We start from the raw sequence: 20,951 nt of genomic DNA, 5'->3' as shown, positions 1-20,951 counted from the left end.
GCATAGAGCAAAACAGTCGAAGCCGGCAACCACTTGTCAAGTTGGCGAAACACTAAGGGGTCTAGACTGTCGGTTATGAAGACTGCAATCGATTGCAGCGACTGTGGAGGAACATCCATGAACGTGGAAATGACTATTGCGATGTTGATCGCTGCCTGGCTTGCCGTAGCCTGCGCCATGCTCTGGGGCGTCATGCGCATTGCCCGTCGCCATCATCGGCATCACACCCGCCCCACTCCAGTCGTTCAACCCTCGAAGCCCGCCAGACATCACAAGATCCGGCCGGCGAACGCTCACTGATATCGCTTTTTCAGACCTGAAAGCAAAACGGTCGGCCCCATCACAGGACCGACCGTTCTTTCACTCGCCTGCAGAAATCAGGCAGTAGAAGCTTTCTTGCGTTTGGAACGACGCGCCAGCATGTTCAGCACCTCGATCAGGGCCGAGAAGGCCATCGCGGCATAGATATAGCCTTTTGGCACATGGGCACCAAAGCCCTCGGCGATCAGCGTCATGCCGATCATGATCAGGAAGCCCAGCGCCAGCATCACCACGCTCGGGTTGTCGTTGATGAATTTGGCCAGCGGGTCAGCCGCCACCAGCATCACCACCACCGCCGAGACTACGGCAATGATCATGATCGGCAAGTGCTCGGTCATGCCCACCGCAGTAATAATGCTGTCGATCGAGAACACCAGGTCGAGCATCAGGATCTGCGCGATGGCCGCACCCATGCTCAAGGTCACCTTGGAACCGACAGTGTCTTCCTTGTCGTGCGCCTCATCCATGCTGTGGTGGATTTCAGTGGTCGCCTTCCAGACCAGAAACAGACCACCGGCGATCAGGATCATGTCTTTCCACGAGAACGCCTGGCCCATCAACTCGATCACCGGTTCGGTCAACTGCACGATCCAGGCCACGGTGCTGAGCAGGCCCAGACGCATGATCAGCGCCATGCCGATACCCAGCCGGCGTGCCTTGGGCCGCTGATGCTCGGGCAGCTTGTTGGTCAGGATCGAGATGAAGATCAGGTTGTCGATGCCCAGCACCACTTCCATGACCACCAAAGTTGCCAGCGCCACCCAGGCCGCCGGGCTTGAAGCCAGTTCCAACAGGTATTCCATATTTGTGTCCCGAATGAGCCAAGGTTAATAACGTCAGATTTCCTGCCCGGCTTTAGTGCCGGCATCTTTTGGCTTTGCCGCAGGCTGCGCGACCGACAACTCTTCACGAGCTTCCTCCAGCGCCTTGGTGGCCGCTTTATGGGTGTCGTCGATGGCCTGTTTGGCGGAACTTGCCGCCGTATCGAGCATCTGCTTGCTGGTTGTTTCAACCTGATCACAGCCGCTCAGTACAAACAGAGAACATGTCAACAATGCAGCATAAAGGGAGCTTTTCATGGTTTCCTCGATCATCGGTGCCAATGGTTTAAGCGTCATGGCGATGAGGAAGCATTCTAGAGACCTTGTAACATCAGGAAAATTCGCATTTTCAAGGTATATACTTCGTTTTTTACGAAGTGTGTGAACCCATGCTCAATTACCGTCAATTGCATTATTTCTGGGTCGTGGCCAAGACCGGCAGTATCGTGCGCGCCTGCGAGCAACTGAACCTCACGGCTCAAACCATCAGCGGTCAGATCAGCCTGCTGGAACAGGGCCTGGGCGTCGACCTGTTCCAGCGGGTGGGCCGGCAACTGGAGCTTACCGAAGCCGGCCGCCAGGCGCTGCCTTATGCCGAACAGATGTTCCAGCTCGGCAACGAACTGGAAACGGTGTTGCGCTCGCGGCCCGATGAGCAACAGATTCTGTTCCGTATCGGGGTAGCCGATGTGGTACCAAAATCCATTGTTTACCGGCTTATCGCCCCGACCATGGAGCTGAGCGAGCCGGTGCGCATTACCTGCCGAGAAGACAAACTTGAACGCCTGCTGGCCGATCTGGCCATCCAGCGCCTGGACATGGTGGTATCCGACAGCCCCATGCCACCGCATCTGGACATCCGTGGTTTCAGCCAGAAACTGGGCGAATGTGGCGTCAGCTTCTTTGCCACCGAAGAAGTCGCCCAGCGCCTGCACGCGGATTTTCCGCAAGCCCTGGACAACGCCCCGCTGCTGATCCCCGGCCAGGACACTGTGGTGCGCGGGCGGCTGATGCGCTGGTTCGCCGAGCAGAAAATACGCCCGCGCATCATCGGCGAGTTCGATGACAGCGCGTTGATGAAGGCCTTCGGCAAATCGGGCAGCGGCGTATTCGTGGCGCCCAGCGTCATCGCTGACGAGGTACAGGCGCAGTATGGCGTGCGCATGATCGGTCAGACCGACGCGGTGACCGAATCGTTCTACGCCATCACCGTAGAACGTAAAGTGCGCCACCCCGGTGTCGTGGCGATCACCGAGGGGGCGCGCAACAAGCTGTTCAGTGACTGATCACAGGCTCGCCTGCGCGCATCATGCCCAGCGCCAGCATGATCGCCAGCGCAATGATGCCGGCCGCCGCGAAACCGACACTGGTCAGCCCCAGACTGTCAATGACCCGGCCACCAATCAGCGCGCCCATGCCAATGCCCAGATTGCCGCCGGCCACGTTCAGCGAGGCGGCAAAGGCCGGTGCCTGTGGCGCAGCCTTCATGATCCGCACGTGGCAAACCAGAAACAGCGCCGCCTGGGTCACACCCCAGACGGTCAGGGCCAGGGCTAGCGCCGGCAGGGACTGAATACTGGGGACCACGGCCAGCATGCCGGCAATCAGAAACGTGCAGAACACCAGGCTGGCGATCAGCGGATGGCGATCGACCAAACGTCCGCCCAACGCATTGCCCAGCAAACCGACCGCACCAAAGCCCATCAGGCACCAACCCACCACAGCGCCATCGAAGCCAGCCAGGCGCTCAAGAATGTCAGCCAGATAGGTGTAGGCGGTGAACATGCCGCTGAACACTAGCACCGACAGCAACACATGCCCCTGCATCAGGCTGCTGCGCAAAATGCCGAACTGGCTGAGCATCGAAACCTTTTGCACAGGCCTCGATTCCGGCAACCAGAGCGCCAGCAGCAAGGCCTTGAGCAGTGCCAGGCCAGCCAGTACCGCAAAGGCGGTGCGCCAGCCAGACATATCGCTGATCAGCGTGCCGACCGGAATGCCAAACACCATGGCGCAGATGATTCCCACGCCAAACCGCGCCACCGCGCGTCCGGCAGATGCCGGGCCGGCGATACTCACCACCGTTTCACTGGCCAGTGCCCAGAACACCGGCAGGCCCAGCGCCGGAATCAACCGGGCGAACGCCATTAGCGCAAAGTTATTGGCCAGCGCAGCAATCAGGTTGGACGCTGCGAACAGCAACAGCACGCCAATGAACAGCCGCTTGCGCTCGAAGCGCGAAAAATACGCGGTCAGAAACGGACCGAAGGCCGCCACGGTAAAGGCAAAGAGGGTCACCAGCAGCCCGGCCCGGGAAATCGAAATCTCCAGGTCCCGGGCCAGCGCCGGCAACAGGCCGACGATGACGAACTCCGTGGTCAGCACCGTAAAACCGGCGGCCGACAACAGAAAAATGGGCAGCATGAGCAAACTCCAGAACGTGGCCGCCGATTATAGACGGCACTGGCAATAATCCTCATCTCAACATAGGCTGGCGGCCTGCCATTGCTCAGGGAGTACAGCATGTCCAACAGCATCGAAAACACCGACGATTCACACGCCCTGCATCTGGATAGCAGCCAGGTGCGGGTACTGGGTTGCCTGATCGAAAAGAAGGCCACCAACCCGGAAACCTACCCCCTGACCCTCAATGCGCTGATGCTGGCCTGCAACCAGAAAACCAGCCGCGACCCGGTCATGAGCCTGACCCAGGGCCAGATCGGCCAGAGCCTGCGCAGCCTGGAAAACATCGGCCTGGCCCGTTTGGTCATGGGCAGCCGCGCCGACCGCTGGGAACATCGGGTCGACAAGCACCTGGAACTGGTGCCGGCGCAGGTGATTCTCACCGGCCTGTTGCTGCTGCGCGGCCCGCAAACCGTCAACGAACTGCTGACCCGCAGCAACCGCATGCACGACTTCGAAGACGCCGAACAGGTGGTGCACCAGCTCGAACGCCTGATCGCCCGAGGCCTGGCGTCGCTACTGCCACGCCAGAGTGGTCAGCGCGAAGACCGCTACATGCATAACCTGGGCACCGAGGAAGACCTGCAGGCGCTGCTGGCCAACCGGCCGCAAGCGGCGGAACGCAGTGCACCGCCCTCCAGCGAACGCCTCGACGAGCTGGAAGCACGCATTGCCGCCCTGGAAGCACGGCTGGCGCAGCTGGAGGGCTGAGACTCAGAGGCTGCGGGCAAACGCTGCGGCACGCTGATATTGCTCGTCACTGGGACGCACGCCGGTGTACAGCACGAACTGCTCCAGCGCCTGGATCGCCGCCACCTGATCACCGCTGATCAGGTGCTTGCCCAGCCGGCGGCCGGCCTGGATCAGCGGCGTCTCGGCAGGCGTGGCCACCACATCGAACACGGTATCGGCGGCCTCGATCGCGGCAAGTTCGAAGGCCAGCTCATCGGCCTGGGCGCCAGCCATGCCCAGCGGCGTGACGTTGACCAGCAAGGGCGGGCGCTCAGCGCCCAGCTCCGGCTGCCAGTGCAGGCCGCAGGTTTCGGCCAGGCGCCGGCCAGCCGCTTCATTGCGGGCCACGATTATTCCGTCGGTAAAGCCGGCATCGCGCATCGCACAGGCCACCGCTTTGGCCATGCCGCCACTGCCGCGCAGGGCAAAACGCGTGCGTGGCACGGCATGCGCATCGAGCAACTGCGCCACAGCGATGTAATCGGTGTTGTAGGCCTTCAAATGGCCGTCGGTGTTGACAATGGTATTGATCGACTCGATAGCCGCCGCCGAAGCGTCCAGTTCATCGACCAGCGCGATGCAATCCTCTTTGAACGGCATCGACACACCGCAACCACGGATGCCCAGCGCGCGCATGCCGTTGACAGCACCCGCCAGGTCGTTGGGGGCAAAGGCTTTGTAGTAGAAATTCAGCCCCAGCTCACGGTAAAGATGGTTATGGAAACGCACCCCGAAATTACCGGGACGGGCGGCCAGTGACATGCACAGCAGCGTGTCCTTGCTGGCGATGACGGTCATGTAAATCTCCTGAACGGTATTGGCTAAAGCCTGCTAAACAGGCGTACACTCGCCGCCACAGGTGCTGGCGAAAAAGACGGTTTGTGACGACGGGTCATACCTTACACAAACTTTACGCAGGCGATTCGCAGATCTGAACAAAACCGCTGTCTTAGCAATAACCCCGTAGCAGCACCAGAGCCGGTGCAACGCGATAACGGGTCGAAAGCCGAGGAACAACCATCATGATTCGTCAATTACCCAAGATCGCCTTGTTTGTAGGTGCACTGGCCCTGGCAGGTCAGGCCAACGCCGGTGGCCATGGTTGGGGAGGTCCTGCGATCGTCGGCGCGATTGTCGGCGCCGCCGTCGTCGGTGCCGCCGTGTCTTCGGACCGCGGTCGTGACCGCACGGTGTACGTAGAGCGCGAGCCGGTATATGTGCAGCAGCCACGCACCGTTTACTACGCTCCACCACCACCGCCGCCGGTCTACTACCAGCAGGTCCCGGCCTATGAAGTGGTCGAGCGCTACCCAGGCCCACCGCCTGGCTACTACCGCCAGTACGGCCCACCGCCGCAACCTGTGTACTACGGCCCACCGCGCCGCTGGTAACCCACAAAACCCCGCCTTCCCGGCGGGGTTTTGCGTTATGGCGTCCCCAGGCTTCTATCGATGACCACTATCGAAACGGTTGATTTCTGCGTGCCAGCAGCCTTGGGTAAAGTGGCCAGCATGAATAGATGGAGGCAGCCATGAACGAAGTACACATCATGTCGGTGGTCGGCAGCGCTGTTCCCGTGCCGCTCAGAGAACAAGGCTTGCTGGCCTGCTGGTACCTGATGCGCGACGGCGAGCCAATTGGCGGGCCGTTCACCTCACGGCCGCAGGCACAGGCACTGTCCGAGCAGTTGACCGTGCGCCGGCTCAATAGCTGACTCAGGAACGCTCGGCAATCACCACAATCAACTGGCAGCGCTGGGTCAGCTTTTGCAAGCGCCGCTCCAGCGCCACGTATTCGGTGCGGTCGGTACGCCCGCTGTCCAACTCTTCAATCAGGTTATTGGCCACCTGGCGCAACTCGTGCGCCACGACGATGCGGTCATCGTTGAGGTCGCGCTTGTGCGACTCGAACACCCGGTGCAGATAGTCCTGCAAGGTAAACTTCAAGCGATGGCGGTCATTGGCGCGCAGATGCGGCAGGTTCAGGCTGATACGCCCGTGCATTTCGCTCAACTCTCCACACAGGTATTGAATGCGTCGCGCATAGCCGACTTCACGTGCGCGATGGCGCAACGTGACCCGGTGCGCCTCTTGCTGACGCTGAATGGCCGGCACCGCCACCGCTAGCAACAGTGCCACAATCACCCCACTGGCCTGCACCCAACCGGCCCAGTCGACTGGCTTGACGAAAAAACCTGCACCCAGCAGCAGGACTGCAATAGCCACTGCAATGATTACCAGCACGCCATAATCCTTGCCGATCAACCCTTTGGGCATTACCTGACTCCTTGAATCCGTTACATACGATAAGGCTGGGATGCTAATCGGTGTCAGCATTCGATACCACGAATATCGGTCGCGGCCTGGTTAAAAGCGCTTTCCTACTTAACAGTGTCTGAATAAGCACGCAGTCGCGTGATTAAAAGGATGAAATGCCGGTGGTGCCCCATCGACTTTGGGTAAATCCTGCTCCTAAAATGCGCACTTTATTTCTGTATTCCGTGCGCGTGCGCACATTCATCGAGTGAGCTTACTTGAAAATTCGTCATACGCTTCTGGGCCTTTTATTTGCATTCACCGGCCCGCTGCTTGGCACCCAGGCTTTTGCCAATGAATCGGCAGCCTTGGCGCGCGACCCGGCCAATCTTCACCTGGCCTCCGGCAGCACCATGGTCGTCGACCTGCAAAGCAACAAAGTGCTGTATTCCAATAACCCGGATGTGATTGTGCCCATCGCCTCGGTCACCAAGCTGATGACCGCCATGATTGTGCTGGACGCCAAACAATCGATGGACGAAGTGATCCCGGTCGATATTTCCCATACGGCAGAAATGAAAGGCGTGTTTTCCCGGGTCAAACTCGGCAGCCAGCTCAATCGGCGCGACATGCTGCTGATTACCCTGATGTCATCGGAGAACCGCGCGGCGGCCAGCCTGGCGCACAGTTATCCCGGCGGTTATCCGGCGTTTATCCTGGCCATGAATGCCAAGGCCAAGGCACTGGGTATGAAGCACACCGCCTATGTCGAACCCACCGGCTTGTCGGTCTACAACGTCTCGACCGCCCGCGACCTGACCAAACTGCTGCTGGAAGCACGCAAATATCCGCTGCTCAGCGAACTGAGCGCCACCGAAGAGAAGACCGTACGGTTCACCAAACCCAACTACACCCTGGGCTTTCGTAACACCGACCATCTGGTGCACCGCGAAAACTGGGACATCCGCCTGACCAAGACCGGCTTCACCAACCAGGCAGGGCACTGCCTGGTGCTGCTGACCAACATGGCCAAGCGCCCGGTGTCGGTGGTGATTCTCGACGCCTTCGGCAAACAGACCCACTTCGCCGACGCCAGCCGTTTGCGCAAATGGCTGGAAACCGGCCAGAGCGGCCCGGTGCCAGAAGTGGCCTTGCAGTACAAGAAGGAAAAGAACCTGGCAATTCGCCAGAACGGCTTGCAGCAGGCCAAGGAATAATCGAGAAAGGAGCGGCCAAGGCCGCTCCTTCTGCATCGACTTAGTTGAACTGCGTCACCAGTTTGGTGTTCAGGTAAGCCTCGATTGCCTCGATGCCGCCCTCGGAGCCGTAGCCGGAATCCTTGATGCCGCCAAACGGCACTTCCGGCAAACCGATGCCCTGATGGTTGATCGACAGCATACCCGCCTCAATGCCATGGCTCAGCGCCTGGGCGGTTTTCATCGAGGTGGTAAAGGCGTATGACGCCAGCCCGAAAGGCACACGGTTGGATTCGGCGATGGCCTCTTCCAGTGTGTCGAACGGCACCAGCAACGCTACCGGACCAAACGGTTCGTCGTTCATGATGCGCATCGCCGGCGTCAGCCCGGTCAGCACGGTCGGCTCGAAAAACCAGCCCTCGCCTTCAACCGCCTTGCCGCCGGTCTCGACTTTGGCGCCAGCACCGACGGCGTCTTCCACCAGATCACGTAACGCCGGCACACGGCGCTCGTTGGCCAGCGGGCCCATGGTGGTGTCTGATTGCAGACCGCTGCCGACCTTGATCTCACGGGTCAGGCCAACAAACTGCTCGGTAAACGCCTCGAACACCGAACGCTGCACCAGAATGCGCGTGGGCGATACGCACACTTGCCCGGCATTGCGGAACTTGGCGGTGGCCAGGGTACGGGCTGCCAGGTTCAGGTCGGCGTCTTCGAACACCAGCGCCGGCGCATGGCCGCCCAACTCCATGGTGGCGCGTTTCATGTGTTTGCCGGCCAGTGCTGCAAGCTGCTTGCCGACTGGCGTCGAGCCGGTAAAGGTCACCTTGCGGATCACCGGGTGCGGAATCAGGTAACCGGAAATCTGCGCAGGATCACCGTACACCAGGCCAATCACACCGGCCGGTACGCCGGCGTCATGAAAGGCACGAATCAGTTCGGCAGGCGATGCCGGGGTTTCTTCCGGGGCCTTGACGATAATCGAGCAACCGGCCGCCAGTGCCGAGGACAGCTTGCGCACCACCTGGTTGATCGGAAAGTTCCACGGCGTGAATGCCGCCACCGGGCCGACCGGTTCCTTGATGACCTTCTGCTCGATATTCGCGCCGCGCGATGGCACCAGACGCCCGTAGCTGCGGCGCGCCTCTTCGGCCAGCCAGTCGATGATGTCGGCCGCCGACAACGCTTCGGCACGTGCTTCGCCAAGCGGTTTGCCTTGTTCCTGGGTCATGATGCTGGCGATCGAGTCGGCACGCTCACGTACCAGTACCGCCGCCTTGCGCATGATCTTGTAGCGCTCGAAGGCCGGCACCGCACGCCAGGCGGCAAATCCACGCTCGGCAGCCGCCAGTGCATCGTCCAGATCACTGATGTCGGCATGCGCAACCTGGCCGATGATCTGGCCGGTGGCCGGATCGAGTACCGGTTGAGTGCGACCGTCGTGAGCGGCGCGCCATTGACCGTTGATATAGAGCTGTACATCGGGATACATCGCGAATCTCCAATCCTGGATAAACAGGTAGCTAGAGGGCCATCATCGCAAGGCCCACGTCAAGTCCTCAAAGAATCGGCTTGCCGCCGGTTACGCCAAAGCGCTCGCCAGACAGGTAGCTGCCCTCGTCGCTGGCCAGCAGGACATACAGCGGCGCCACTTCGACCGGCTGACCGGGGCGGCCCAGCGGCGTATTACTGCCAAATTGCTCGACTTCATCCTCGGGCATGGTCGCGACAATCAATGGCGTCCAGATCGGCCCCGGCGCAACGCTGTTGACACGAATGCCACGCTCGCCCAACAACTGCGCCAGGCCGCCGGTGAAGTTGGCAATCGCGCCCTTGGTGGTCGCGTAGGGCAACAGGGTCGGCTTGGGCATGTCGGAGTTGACCGAACTGGTATTGATAATCGAGCCGCCCTTGGGCATGTGCGGTACCGCTGCCTGGCAAATACGGAAAATCGCGGTGATATTGATATCGAAGGTGCGCACCCACTCTTCGTCAGGGATGTCTTCGAAGCGCTGGTGGGTCATCTGGAACGCCGCGTTGTTGACCAGCACATCGATGCGCCCGAACTGCTCGACGGTCTTGGCCACCGTCTCCTGGCAAACCGATCTGTGCGCCAGATCACCCGGCAACAGCAGGCACTGACGGCCCGCCTGCTCGACCCAGCGTGCGGTTTCCTGAGCATCTTCATGCTCATCCAGGTAAGCAATGGCGACATCGGCACCTTCACGGGCAAAGGCAATGGCCACCGCGCGACCGATGCCGCTGTCGCCGCCAGTGATCAGCGCAATCTTGTTCTGCAAGCGGCCAGAGCCGGTATAGCTTTCTTCGCCGCAGTCCGGATACGGGTCCATCTTGCCTTGCAGGCCAGGCACTGGCTGTTGCTGCCTGGGGAAAGGTGGACGTGGATAATCGGTCATGGGATTTCTCCTGAGTGTTCGGAACGTGACCTCTGTTGTGTCCCGCTACTGAGGTGCAACGTTCAACACGATCCTGATCGGCCCTGACGAGTGGTTAATCCGCACTGCCCTGCTTGCCTGCCGCATGCCTGCCCGCGATATAGCCAAAGGTCATCGCCGGCCCTAGATTGATACCGCCAGAGGGATACACACCGCCCATCACGCTGGCCATGTCGGTGCCGACCGCATACAGGCCGGCAATCGCATCGCCATCGGCGTTCAGCACTTGCGCCGCTGCATTGGTCTTGAGCCCGGCAAAGGTGCCAAAGCTGCCGGGACGCACCTTCACCGCATAGAACGGCGCCTGTTCGATAGGCGCCACGCACGGGTTGCCCTCGCGGATCAGAGGGTCGCCCTGTTTACGGTTATAGGGCGTCGAGCCCCGACCGAATTCAGGGTCTTCGCCGTTGCGCGCATGCTCGTTGAAATGCTGTACGGTCTGCGCCAGCCCCACCGGATCAATACCGCAGGCGCGCGCCAGTGCTTCGATGGAGTCGCCGCGCTGCAAATAGCTGCTGCGCACCGCAGGCCCTACCGGTAGAGGGAATGGCCGCGAGTGCCCCAGACCGAAGCGCCGTTGAAAACGATGATCGCAAATCAGCCACGACGCCACCTCTTCCCCTTGCGGCGCCTGCGCGACCATGGCGGCGGTGTAGTCGTAGTAACCGTCGGCTTCGTTGACGAAGCGCTTGCCGGTCGACAAAACACCGATCAGGCCGGGTTTGGCGCGGTCGATGATGTGCGGAAAATGCCCGGTCGTACCATCGGCATGCGTCACCTGCGAGACGGGTGCCCAGGCCACTGGCGAGGCCAGGTCAACCGCCAGCACGCCGCCAACCGCTTCCCCCAGGCTGATGCCGTCGCCAGAACATTCCGCCGGCGGCAGCGCCAGGTGTTCATGACCCGAAGGCGTGCGCGGGAACAACGCCTTGCGCCGGGCGATATCATGGGGAAAGCCGCCGGCGGCCAGCACCACACCGCAACGGGCATGGATATCGGTCGCGCCCTCAGGTGTGTCGACCCGTGCGCCGGTCACGCGGCCCTGTTCGGTCAGCAACTGCCGCGCCGGCGCCGATTCGATCAAGGTTACGCCCAGATCGACGGCGGACCTGGCCAGCCGCCCGATCAGCGCCACGCCGTTGACCAGGTGCATGGCCCGGCCATACAACGCCAGGTCGCGCAAATGACGCACGAAGCGTTTGCTCACATGCACGAAGGACCTGAGCGAACGGGTCATGCTCAGAAACGCCGCCAGATCGGCGCCGGCCATGATCGGCATGCCCAGAAACGAGGTTTCGCGCATCGTCTTGCGCAATCGCCGTAGCAGCGGCCCCAACTCGCGAGCGTCATACGGTGCGGCAATCACCTGATGGCCTTGCAACCCGGCGCCCGGTACATGGCCATGAATGTCTGGAATACCGTTGCCGTCTACCCATTGCACGGCGGTGTGCGCTTCGAAAAACGCGACCATGCGTGGCGCATGCTCAAGAAACGCATCGACCCGGGCCGCGTCGAAGCGCTCACCCAGTTCGTGTTGCAGATAGGTTCGCGGCTGTTGCGGGTCTTCATCGATGCCGGCGCGCCTGGCCAGCGGATTACCCGGCACCCACAGCCAGCCGCCCGACCAGGCGCTGGCACCGCCGAAGGTGTCATGCTTTTCCACCACGATGACCTTCAACCCGTGATGGGCGGCCGTCACTGCCGCCGCCAGGCCTGACGCACCCGAGCCGATTACCAGCAGATCACAGTCCAGGCGCCTTGCCGTGCCTTGAAGTTGTTCGCTCACCGCTGTTCTCCCTGCCGGGCATCCAGAACGCTGAGCTGCGGGCTCATCAAGGCCGGCGAACCGGGCATCAGGTGGCGAATTTCTTCGGCGGCGGCCAGCAGCGCGGGGGCGATTTGATGCAAGCGCGCCTCGGGCAAGCGGAACACCGGGCCGGCCACGCTGACCACACCGATCACCTTGCCACTGACCGGGTGGGTCACGGCCACGGCAATCGCCGACATCCAGTCGGCAAAGGTCTGAATCGCCAGGGCATACCCCAGCGTGCGGGTCACTTCGATGCGCGGCAGCAACGTGGCAGTGCTTTGCGGCGCGTCGGGACCGTAGTCCTGCACGCTGCCGAAGCCCTGCTGGGCGATCAGCTCCAGCGCCTGCGGGTTATCCATGCTGGCCAGCCAGGCGTAACCGCTTGCCGAACAGGACAGCCGCGCAGCCATGCCCATGTCCGGGTCATAGCGCAGCCCGGAACGCGCGCCTTGAGCACGCGCCACCCAGACCAGCCGGTCTTCGTCGACCACCGACAAACGCACCAGCTCACCGACCTCGGTCGCCAGGCGGTTAAGCACCGGCTGCACGGCATCGACCATGCCTTCGGCGCTCAGGTGGGTGAACGCCAGGGTTTGCAGTCGGGTGGTCAACACATAGGTGCCACGCTCATGTTCCTGACGCACGTACCCGGCTTCGCACAGGGTATTGAGCAGCCGGTGGGTGGCGCTACGGGGAATCTGCAACTGCTCGGCAATCATCGTCAGCGCAATGCCCTCGGCGTTGCTGGCGAGCATTTCCAGAATGGCCAGACCACGCTCGAGCAATCCGGCGTGGCTGGAAGGTGTGGCACTGGCAGCGCTCGGCATGAGCGGTCTCCTGTCCGGGTTATCAGGTTTCTGGAAAAGCGTTCCAGTTATCGACTGGAAAAGTATTCCAGTTATGACTCCGCCGTCAATGGCTTTGCCACACGCGCCATCATTGACTGGAAATCAATTCCAGCATGCCACTTGATTTAAAACTGGAACTCGGTTCTAACTAGAAAAAGGCGCTCGATTCGGCAATCACCGATCGGCCATTTTCCGTTCACACCCAACAATGAGAGTCGACCATGAGCGAACCGGTCTTTTCCCTTGCCGCCCTCACCGTGCTGGAGCTATCGCCACCGGACATGGTAGAGGTCGCCGCCCGTGCAGGTTACAGCCATGTCGGCCTGCGGCTGTTGCCGGCCACGCCGCAGGAGCATCACTTTGCCCTGCTGAGCGACGCCGGATTGCGCCGCCAGACCCAGCAGCGTTTGCGCGACACCGGCATCAAGGTGATGGACATCGAAATCCTGCGCCTCACCCCGCAGACGCAAGTGGCGGACTGTCAGGCCTTGCTGGAAACCGGGGCCGAACTTGGCGCAACCGAACTGCTGGTGGCAGGCAACGACCCTGATGAAGCACGGATGATCGAGCACATCGCGGCGCTCTGCGACCTGGCAGCCGGCTTCGGCATTCACCCACATCTGGAGTTCATGCCCTGGACCGACACGCCGGATCTGGCGCAGGCCCTGCGTATCGTCGAACAGGCCAACCGGCCCAACGGCGGCGTGCTGGTCGACGCGTTTCACTTCAACCGTTCGGGCTCGTCGCTGGTCCAACTGGCCACCGCCACAGCGGCCAATCCGCAACGCTTTCGCTATGCGCAATTGTGCGACGTGGCCGGCCCGCGCCCTGACGACATGGATGAAATCCTGCATCAGGCGCGCAACGAGCGTCGCTTTCCGGGCGACGGTGATTGTGATCTGCACGGGCTGCTCAAGGCCCTGCCCGGCGCAACGCCGCTAAGCCTGGAAATTCCCACACGGCAATTGCTGGAGCAAGGCGTCAGCGCCTATGAGCGCGCCAGTCTCGCCCTGCAAAAGGCCCGCGAGGTGCTCGGTCTGGCGCACGCCCGGTAACCTTGCGCGGCAGCGGTCAGTCCAGACGTGCAATCGCCTCGATCTCGATGAGATAGCCATGATGCAGTTCTGGCACAGGAACCACGGCACGCGCAGGAAGGTGCGCGCCCAAAGCCTGGGCATACAGCGCATTGAAGGCGGGCCAGTGCTTGACGCCGACGATGTAGACCGTGACCTTCATCAGGTCGGTAATCTGTGCACCTGCGTGCTCGAGAATGGCCAGCAGGTTATTCAAGGCAATGCGCGCCTGCGTCTCGAAAGGCTCATCCATGCTATGGCTGCCATCGGCACGAACCGGAAGTTGCCCCGAGATATACAACGTGTCCTGATAACGCACGGCCTGAGCGTAATGCCCGCCGGGAGGCGCTGCCTGGTCGGTTTGCACAGGCAGGATCGTATTACCAGCCATAGAGCCGACTCCATTGCTCGGCAGCACCGTTGCTGTCGATGCCTTGGTAAAAAGGAAATTGTGCACCGGTCGCGCAGGCGTGGTTGGGCAGGATGCGCAATCGGCTACCAATTGGAAAACGCTGTTCGAGGGCCTCGCCGTTCAGGCCCTGGAAGGTCACGATGCCATGTTCCTGATTGGCGCTGTGCAGCAGCGCGCCCTCGATCCACTGGCCCTGAAGGGTGCAGACCTGGCCGTAGCCATAGTCATGGCCTTGCCGTTGGGTACCACGGTCCCGGCTCATGGCCATCCAGCCTGAATCGGTGATCACCCAGCCTTTTTCGACCTGATGGCCGATCACGGTCGTCAGCACGCTCAGTGCCAGCTCATCTCGCTGACAGACCCCCACGTTGTGCATGACCAGGTCAAAAAACACATAGACCCCGGCGCGAACTTCCGTCACGCCGACAAGATCCCGCGCCGACAGCGCGGTAGGAGTAGAGCCGATGCTCACTTCGGGGCAAGCGATGCCCAATGCCCGAATACGCTCGGCGGCGACCACACATTCACGCCGCTCCTGTTCAGCGAGTTGCTCAAGCGCCGGTTGATTATCGAGTTCATAGCTTGAGCCGGCGTGGGTCAAAACGCCTTTTACATTCATTGCGCCACGTTGAAGGGTTCGCGCCACCTCAAGCAACGCCGCAGATTCGCTCTTGAGTCCCGAGCGATGCCCGTCGCAGTCCACTTCAATCCATACGTCGAACACCGCGCCATGCTGATGAGCAAAGGCCACGATTGCCGCTGCCCCCTGAACGCTGTCCGTGAGAATGCTCAAGTTGCATCCGCGCTGTTTCAGCTCATGCGCCTGGGGCAGCTTTGCCGGCGCCATCGACACCGCGTAGAGGATGTCATCGATACCTGAATCGAAGCATTGCTGCGCTTCCTTGAGCGTTGAAACGGTGACGCCGCACGCGCCCGCCTTGATCTGCGCGTTGATCACCGGCAGGCATTTTGTGGTCTTTACATGGGGCCGCAGGCGCACGCCGAGGCGGTCCATCCGTAGCTGCATACGCTCAATATTCGCGAGCATCTTCGCCCTGTCGATAATGGCGGCCGGCGTTTGCAATTGTGAAAGTGAAGAGGTCATGGGCAGTACCTGGTTGAAAGCTGACCTGGGTACTCTACTCATTCGAGATTAAGCTGTGGTTCAATGTTGAGTCATCAATGATTAAGAAAAACTGAATGATTTCTATCGAAGACTTGCGCCTGGCCGTGACCCTGGCGCATTCGGAATCGCTCAGCGCGGCCGCGAGAAGACTGAATGTTTCTGCACCTGCGCTATCGATGCGGCTGCGCAAGCTGGAAGCGCATCTGGGCGTCAATCTGGCGAGTCGGGACGCGCGCAGGTTAAGCCTGACGGCAGAGGGAGAACGCTTCGCAGCGGAGTCGGCCATATTGTTGCAACAGCTGGAAGCGCTGCCCGAATCATTCAGGCGCGCTGATGACGAGTTGACCGGAACACTGCGACTGGCGGCACCGTTCGGTTTTGGCCGCCAGCGTATTGCGCCCTTGCTCTCCAGGTTTGCCACGGCGCATCCACACCTGCGCGTTCATCTGGATTTACGCGAGACGCCCTGGCCCGATCGCCATGACAGCGATGCGGTGATTCACATCGGCCGCATCAGCGACAGTTCGTGGGTGGCGCGTACGCTTGTCAGTAACGAGCGATGGTTGTGCGCCAGCCCTGAGTATCTGGCCTTGCGCGGCGCAGCGCAGACGCCAGAAGACCTGGTCAACCATCGGTGTCTCTGTATCCGGGAAAACGAAGAGGATGTAACGCTGTGGCACTTGCGCAAACGCTCGGTGAGTCGTGTGTTACGCATCGAGCCTGCCATGCTGACCAACGACGGCAGTGTTGCCCGCGAATGGGCTGAGCAGGGACAAGGGCTGGTGCTTCGTTCCGAATGGGATGTCAGTGAGTCCATCCGGTCTGGAAGACTGGTCAGGGTATTGGCTGACTGGTCATTCGAAAGTGCCCCCATCTCACTGCTGATACCTTCGCGCAAACATCAGACTGCCAGAGTGCGCGCTTTGACGAATTTTTTGATTGAGGCAATCAAACTATAGAAACACCTTGCGCACTCCAGCACCAAGCCAGGCCCGTCGATGCAAACGGCCCTGGACGGTTACGCCGCTTCGTCGCCTGGCATCGGGTCGAAACTGTCCGAACGGGCGGCGCGCCACATACGCTCGTAGAACTCGCCGCGAACCTGATCGGCCAGCAATTCCCCAGGCTTGAGGAACACATGCATCTGCGAGAACAGCTTGACCTCGGTGGCCGACATGCGTCGCACCAGATGGCGGGCAGTCAATTGCGAAGGGTGCGTCAAGCCGGCCGCTGCGAGCATTTCGGCGAGGGCCTTTAAAGTGCTGCGGTGAAAGTTGTAGACCCGCGTGGCCTTGTCTTCGACCACCAGCGCGCGTTGGCGCAGCGGATCCTGCGTCGCCACGCCAGTCGGGCACTTGTTGGTGTGGCAGCTTTGCGACTGGATACAGCCGATGGCAAACATGAAGCCGCGTGCGGCGTTGGCCCAGTCGGCACCGATGGCCAGCAGGCTGGCGATGTCGAACGCACTGATCACCTTGCCGCTGGCGCCCAGTTTGATCTTGTCGCGCAAATTGATGCCGACCAGGGTGTTGTGCACGAACAACAGGCCTTCGCGCATCGGCACGCCGAGGTGATCGGTGAACTCCACCGGCGCCGCGCCTGTGCCGCCTTCAGCGCCATCGATGACGATGAAGTCGGGCAAAATGCCGCTCTCCAGCATCGCCTTGGCAATGCCCATGAATTCCCACGGATGGCCCAGGCATAGCTTGAAACCCACCGGCTTGCCGCCCGACAACTCACGCAGACGAGCGACGAACTGCATCAGTTCCAGCGGCGTGTTGAAAGCGCTGTGACGTGAGGGCGAGATGCAGTCTTCGCCCATCATGATGCCGCGGGTGCTGGCGATCTCCTGGGTGACTTTGTGCTTGGGCAAGATGCCGCCGTGGCCAGGCTTGGCGCCCTGGCTCAGCTTGATCTCGATCATTTTCACCTGCGGGTCGGCAGCCTGCTGAGCGAATTTATCCGGGTCGAAACGACCGTCGGCGGTGCGGCAGCCGAAGTAACCGCTGCCCAGCTCCCAGGTCAGGTCGCCGCCATGCTCGCGGTGATAAGGGCTGATGCTGCCCTCCCCGGTGTCATGCGCGAAGTTACCCAGGTGCGCGCCTTTGTTCAGCGCTCGAATGGCATTGGCACTGAGTGAGCCAAAGCTCATCGCCGAGATATTGAACACCGACGCCGAGTACGGCTGCGTGCACTGCGGCCCGCCGATCTCGACCCGAAAACTTTCAGGGTCGGTGAGCGGCGCGGGACGCATGGAATGGCTGATGAATTCGTAGCCGGTTTCATAGACGTTCATCAAGGTGCCGAACGGTTTGTCCGACGCCTCGCTCTTGGCCCGCGAGTACACCAGCGCCCTTTGCGCTCTGGAAAACGGCGTGGCTTCGGAGTCGGCTTCCAGCAGGTACTGGCGAATTTCCGGGCGGATGCCCTCGATCAGGTAACGGATATTGCCCAGGATCGGGTAGTTGCGGCGCACGGCGTGGCGCGACTGCAGCAGGTCGAACACCCCCAGCAGGCTTAGCACGCCGGCGATCAGGGTAAACGCCCAGAGCCATTCATGCTGTGGGGCAAACGGGAGGGTAGCAAGGGTGAACAACACGCAGCAGACAAAAAAGGCGTAACGGCTCAGCAAAGACAGACTCATGGGATTTCCTTTTAGGCGTTGCACGGTCAAAGCAACTTACCTTCAAAATAGCGGCAATTTGAAATCCCGAAAGGCACAACGTCAGGCAATATTTATATAGCCCCACTCAGGGTTGGGGCTGGTGGATGCTTTACCTTCATATCAAAGGAAGGCCACCATGCCGGATAACACCTCAACCCTCCCCACTGTTGCGCCACCCGTTCTGGTCCATGATTTTTCGCTGGCCAATGGGCTGCGTATCATCCTGCGTGAGGATCACAGGGCGCCTGTAGTAGCCTGTCATCTCTGTTACAAGGTCGGCTCCGCTCAGGAACCACCCGGGCAATCGGGCATGAGCCATGCCCTTGAGCACCTGATGTTCGAGGGCAGCAGCAAGCTGGATGCCGGTCAGGCAAGCCGCTTGCTGGAACGCCTGGGTGCTCAGGAAAACGCCTACACCACCCAGGACATGACGGTGTTTCACCAAACCCTGGCCAGCCACTACCTGGAAGTCGCACTGGAAATCGGCGCAGACATGATGGCCAGCGCCTTGTTGCCGGACGCCACGTTCAGCCGGGAAATCGAGGTTATCAAGGCTGAGCGCAGTCTCAGTGTCGATGCCGATACCGCCAGCAGCGCCCATGAACTGTTCCAGAGCGCCGCTCACCTGATGAGCAGTTATCGAACCCCGGTTATTGGCTGGCAGGCCGATCTTGCACGCTTGAGCAATGCCGAAGTGCGCCACTGGTATCGGCAGTGGTATACGCCAGCGAACGCCACCCTGGTAGTGGTCGGCGACGTGCAACCAGAGTCCTTGAAGGCCATGGTCGAGCGCCACTTTGCACACCTGCCTGGCGGCGCGCCGGCAGTACACAAACGCCCACTGGAACTGCAGGCTCCCGCAGAGCGCAGGATCACGATCAAACTGGCAGGGGCAGCACCCGGACTGATACTGGGCATCAATGTACCCGGCATGGCCACTGGCAAGGAGCTGCGCAAAATCAATGCATTGCGGTTACTGGCGGTGATATTGAGTATTGGCCTGGGCTCGCGGATCGTCGCCCGTTTGCTGCGCGGGAAAGAAATCCTGACGACCCCGCTGATCAGCTACAACGCCCATGCCTGCGGCGATACCCTGCTGGAGTTTTCAGCGAGTCCCAAAACCGGCGTCAGCCTGGAAACGCTTGAAAAAGAGGTGTGGGCACAGTTTCAACAACTGACCACAGACCTGGTCAGTACAGCTGAGCTCGATCGCGCACGTGCCCAGTTGTTCGCATCCCAGGTCTATGCCCGCGACTCGATCCACACCCAAGCGATACAACTGAGCGAAATGGCCCTGGCAGGTTTGCCTTTGTCACTGCTCGACAGCGAACAGAGCGATTTGCAAGCAATCACCCCCCAGGACCTGCGTGAGGTCGCGCAAGCCTGGTTTACCCGCGACAGGCTTTGTATTGCCCATATTCTGCCCAAGGACGAAAGCCATGAATGAATTCAGCCGTTTGCAATCACTGAAGGACCTTGCGCCTGTTGCGCCCTCTCACGCCCCGAATATTCAACAGTGGCTGACTGCCGAGGGCGCACGCGTACTGTTCGTGCCTGCCAGAGAGCTGCCCATGGTCGACATCCGCCTGGACATTGCCGCCGGCAGTTGCCGCGATGACACCCGTTCAGGCGCCGCCTTTCTGACCATGAGCATGCTTAACGAAGGAGTGCCAGGGCTTGATGCCCAGCAGATTGCTCAGACCTTCGAAGGCGCAGGCGCGAGGTTCAACACTCATCTTGATAAAGACCATGCCATTATCTCGCTGCGCTGCCTGAGCGCCCCCGCCCAGCGCGAAGTCGCCGTCGCGACCTTCGCCAGCGTCGTCGGCCAGCCAGACTTTACCGAGGCGGCCATCAAGCAAGTCAAGGGCTTGTGCTCGGAGCTGGTCGACGCTCGTGAACGTGTACCCCGCTATCGCTTGCAAAACCTGATCTATCGCCATCTGTTTGCCGGTCACCCTTATGGCTACCCCCGTTACGGCGACAGGACAGGTATTGCCAGCCTCACGCGTGAGGATTTGCAGGCGTTTCACCAGCGTCACTACACCTCCCCCAACACTGCCATCAGTCTGGTCGGGGATCTGAGCCGGGACCAGGCCCAGGCCATTGCGGCGAAGATATCTGCTCAACTGCCACGCGGGCCGGCAACACCGGCCATCGAGCGCCCGAGCCCCAGCGAGCCGGAGGTGCTGCATATCGCGACCGAGGCGGGACAGGCACTGGTGATTTTTGTTCTTCCGGGCATTCTTCGCCATTCGCCCGATCATGCCGCCATGACTGTTGCCAACGACATTTTCGGCGCAGACACACACTCAAGAATCTATCAGGAACTGCGTATTCGCCACGGCCTGTCCTACAGCGCAGGATCAAGCCTTGTGTATGCACTGGCCGATGGCAGGCTTGCCATGTCCTGGCAGTGTTCGGCGCAGTACAACAGCGCCTCGCAGGATCGCATCGAGGAAATGCTCAAGGATTATGTTGCCAACGGCCCTACCGAGGACGAGTTGAACCAGTCGAAACAGCGCATCCTGAACAAAGCTGCGCTGGCGGGTGCCACCAACCAGGCCATTTTGATGCAACTGGCAACGCTCAATGCTTACAGGTTACCCATCAACGCCATCGAACAATTTCACGCCCAAGTCATGGCGCTGACCCAGGCAACGGTGAAAGCAGCCATCCAGCGCAATGTCCAGCCGCGTAATCTGCTGTATGCCAGCATCGGACCGGATATCGCACAAGTGCCTCTGCCGGCCTTGCCCTGAGAAACGCGGTT

Annotated in this window: 22 protein-coding genes; 10 read left to right on the top strand and 12 right to left on the bottom strand. The window is 60.8% G+C overall.

Annotated features, from left to right (window positions below; genetic code table 11):
* The first annotated feature begins 117 nt into the window (after window positions 1-117).
* Window positions 118-300, top strand: coding sequence for a hypothetical protein (locus ACYP2A_RS13750; protein WP_459745670.1), 183 nt, complete (start codon window positions 118-120; stop codon window positions 298-300).
* Between the two features lie 77 nt (window positions 301-377).
* Here the strand turns inward: ACYP2A_RS13750 and ACYP2A_RS13745 are convergent, their stop codons facing one another.
* Both ACYP2A_RS13745 and ACYP2A_RS13740 read right to left on the bottom strand, forming a co-directional pair.
* The gene (locus ACYP2A_RS13745) at window positions 378-1,124 is read right to left on the bottom strand and encodes a TerC family protein (RefSeq protein WP_459745668.1); all 747 of its coding nucleotides are present in this window, start codon (window positions 1,122-1,124) and stop codon (window positions 378-380) included.
* Between the two features lie 33 nt (window positions 1,125-1,157).
* A complete protein-coding gene (locus tag ACYP2A_RS13740) occupies window positions 1,158-1,400 on the bottom strand; it encodes a hypothetical protein (RefSeq protein WP_459745666.1) in 243 nt (80 codons plus the stop codon).
* Between the two features lie 131 nt (window positions 1,401-1,531).
* Here ACYP2A_RS13740 and nhaR point away from each other — a divergent pair, with 131 nt between their 5' ends.
* Window positions 1,532-2,428, top strand: coding sequence for a transcriptional activator NhaR (gene nhaR, locus ACYP2A_RS13735; RefSeq protein ID WP_459745664.1), 897 nt, complete (start codon window positions 1,532-1,534; stop codon window positions 2,426-2,428).
* On the opposite strand, the gene ACYP2A_RS13730 is transcribed toward nhaR, so the two are convergent.
* Window positions 2,418-3,566, bottom strand: a complete 1,149-nt coding sequence (locus ACYP2A_RS13730) for an MFS transporter (protein ID WP_459745663.1) — start codon at window positions 3,564-3,566, stop codon at window positions 2,418-2,420. The two genes, nhaR and ACYP2A_RS13730, sit on opposite strands and share 11 nt — an antisense overlap.
* Before the next feature lie 99 nt (window positions 3,567-3,665).
* On the opposite strand from ACYP2A_RS13730, the gene ACYP2A_RS13725 reads away from it, so the two are divergent.
* Entirely contained in the window at window positions 3,666-4,316 is a 651-nt protein-coding gene (locus tag ACYP2A_RS13725) for a YceH family protein (RefSeq protein ID WP_459745662.1), read from the top strand.
* Window positions 4,317-4,319: 3 nt separating this feature from the next.
* On the opposite strand, the gene ACYP2A_RS13720 is transcribed toward ACYP2A_RS13725, so the two are convergent.
* Complete coding sequence (locus ACYP2A_RS13720) at window positions 4,320-5,135, bottom strand: shikimate 5-dehydrogenase (RefSeq protein ID WP_459745661.1); 816 nt, start codon at window positions 5,133-5,135, stop codon at window positions 4,320-4,322.
* 224 nt (window positions 5,136-5,359) lie between these two features.
* Between ACYP2A_RS13720 and ACYP2A_RS13715 the strand changes: the two genes are divergently transcribed.
* Both ACYP2A_RS13715 and ACYP2A_RS13710 read left to right on the top strand, forming a co-directional pair.
* Complete coding sequence (locus ACYP2A_RS13715) at window positions 5,360-5,728, top strand: hypothetical protein (RefSeq protein WP_459745660.1); 369 nt, start codon at window positions 5,360-5,362, stop codon at window positions 5,726-5,728.
* Window positions 5,729-5,868: 140 nt separating this feature from the next.
* Window positions 5,869-6,051, top strand: coding sequence for a hypothetical protein (locus tag ACYP2A_RS13710; RefSeq protein ID WP_459745658.1), 183 nt, complete (start codon window positions 5,869-5,871; stop codon window positions 6,049-6,051).
* A gap of 1 nt (window position 6,052) precedes the next feature.
* Here ACYP2A_RS13710 and ACYP2A_RS13705 read toward each other — a convergent pair whose 3' ends face one another.
* Window positions 6,053-6,613, bottom strand: a complete 561-nt coding sequence (locus ACYP2A_RS13705) for a hypothetical protein (protein WP_459745657.1) — start codon at window positions 6,611-6,613, stop codon at window positions 6,053-6,055.
* 257 nt (window positions 6,614-6,870) lie between these two features.
* Here ACYP2A_RS13705 and pbpG point away from each other — a divergent pair, with 257 nt between their 5' ends.
* Window positions 6,871-7,809, top strand: coding sequence for a D-alanyl-D-alanine endopeptidase (gene pbpG / locus ACYP2A_RS13700; protein WP_459745656.1), 939 nt, complete (start codon window positions 6,871-6,873; stop codon window positions 7,807-7,809).
* Window positions 7,810-7,849: 40 nt separating this feature from the next.
* Here pbpG and ACYP2A_RS13695 read toward each other — a convergent pair whose 3' ends face one another.
* The 4 genes from ACYP2A_RS13695 to ACYP2A_RS13680 all read right to left on the bottom strand — a co-directional run bounded on the left by ACYP2A_RS13695 (window position 7,850) and on the right by ACYP2A_RS13680 (window position 12,881).
* Window positions 7,850-9,280, bottom strand: a complete 1,431-nt coding sequence (locus ACYP2A_RS13695) for an NAD-dependent succinate-semialdehyde dehydrogenase (RefSeq protein ID WP_459745655.1) — start codon at window positions 9,278-9,280, stop codon at window positions 7,850-7,852.
* A gap of 67 nt (window positions 9,281-9,347) precedes the next feature.
* A complete protein-coding gene (locus tag ACYP2A_RS13690; protein WP_459745654.1) occupies window positions 9,348-10,205 on the bottom strand; it encodes an SDR family oxidoreductase in 858 nt (285 codons plus the stop codon).
* A 94-nt stretch (window positions 10,206-10,299) separates the two neighbouring features.
* Window positions 10,300-12,030, bottom strand: a complete 1,731-nt coding sequence (locus ACYP2A_RS13685) for an FAD-dependent oxidoreductase (RefSeq protein ID WP_459745653.1) — start codon at window positions 12,028-12,030, stop codon at window positions 10,300-10,302.
* Window positions 12,027-12,881: an IclR family transcriptional regulator gene (locus ACYP2A_RS13680; RefSeq protein WP_459745652.1), complete on the bottom strand. Its 855-nt coding sequence runs from the start codon at window positions 12,879-12,881 to the stop codon at window positions 12,027-12,029. The genes ACYP2A_RS13685 and ACYP2A_RS13680 overlap by 4 nt, the downstream gene beginning before the upstream one ends.
* Window positions 12,882-13,123: 242 nt before the next feature.
* On the opposite strand from ACYP2A_RS13680, the gene ACYP2A_RS13675 reads away from it, so the two are divergent.
* On the top strand, window positions 13,124-13,957 hold the full coding sequence (locus tag ACYP2A_RS13675; RefSeq protein WP_459745650.1) for a sugar phosphate isomerase/epimerase family protein: 834 nt from the start codon (window positions 13,124-13,126) through the stop codon (window positions 13,955-13,957).
* Window positions 13,958-13,973: 16 nt separating this feature from the next.
* Here ACYP2A_RS13675 and ACYP2A_RS13670 read toward each other — a convergent pair whose 3' ends face one another.
* A complete protein-coding gene (locus ACYP2A_RS13670; protein WP_459745648.1) occupies window positions 13,974-14,366 on the bottom strand; it encodes a RidA family protein in 393 nt (130 codons plus the stop codon).
* Window positions 14,356-15,492, bottom strand: a complete 1,137-nt coding sequence (locus ACYP2A_RS13665; RefSeq protein ID WP_459745647.1) for a DSD1 family PLP-dependent enzyme — start codon at window positions 15,490-15,492, stop codon at window positions 14,356-14,358. The genes ACYP2A_RS13670 and ACYP2A_RS13665 overlap by 11 nt, the downstream gene beginning before the upstream one ends.
* A 95-nt stretch (window positions 15,493-15,587) precedes the next feature.
* On the opposite strand from ACYP2A_RS13665, the gene ACYP2A_RS13660 reads away from it, so the two are divergent.
* Window positions 15,588-16,472, top strand: coding sequence for a LysR family transcriptional regulator (locus ACYP2A_RS13660; protein ID WP_459745646.1), 885 nt, complete (start codon window positions 15,588-15,590; stop codon window positions 16,470-16,472).
* Window positions 16,473-16,531: 59 nt separating this feature from the next.
* On the opposite strand, the gene ACYP2A_RS13655 is transcribed toward ACYP2A_RS13660, so the two are convergent.
* Window positions 16,532-18,157 carry an FMN-binding glutamate synthase family protein gene (locus ACYP2A_RS13655; protein WP_459745645.1) on the bottom strand — a complete coding sequence of 542 codons (1,626 nt, stop codon included), beginning with the start codon at window positions 18,155-18,157 and terminating at the stop codon, window positions 16,532-16,534.
* Window positions 18,158-18,314: 157 nt separating this feature from the next.
* On the opposite strand from ACYP2A_RS13655, the gene ACYP2A_RS13650 reads away from it, so the two are divergent.
* Together ACYP2A_RS13650 and ACYP2A_RS13645 are read left to right on the top strand one after the other, a co-directional pair.
* Window positions 18,315-19,625, top strand: coding sequence for a M16 family metallopeptidase (locus ACYP2A_RS13650; protein WP_459745644.1), 1,311 nt, complete (start codon window positions 18,315-18,317; stop codon window positions 19,623-19,625).
* A complete protein-coding gene (locus tag ACYP2A_RS13645) occupies window positions 19,618-20,940 on the top strand; it encodes a M16 family metallopeptidase (RefSeq protein ID WP_459745643.1) in 1,323 nt (440 codons plus the stop codon). The genes ACYP2A_RS13650 and ACYP2A_RS13645 overlap by 8 nt, the downstream gene beginning before the upstream one ends.
* The last annotated feature ends 11 nt before the right edge of the window (window positions 20,941-20,951 follow it).

Source organism: Pseudomonas sp. 3A(2025) (assembly GCF_054589175.1).
Note: the sequence above shows the minus strand (reverse complement) of the source record. Positions and strands in the feature narration are given on the sequence as shown.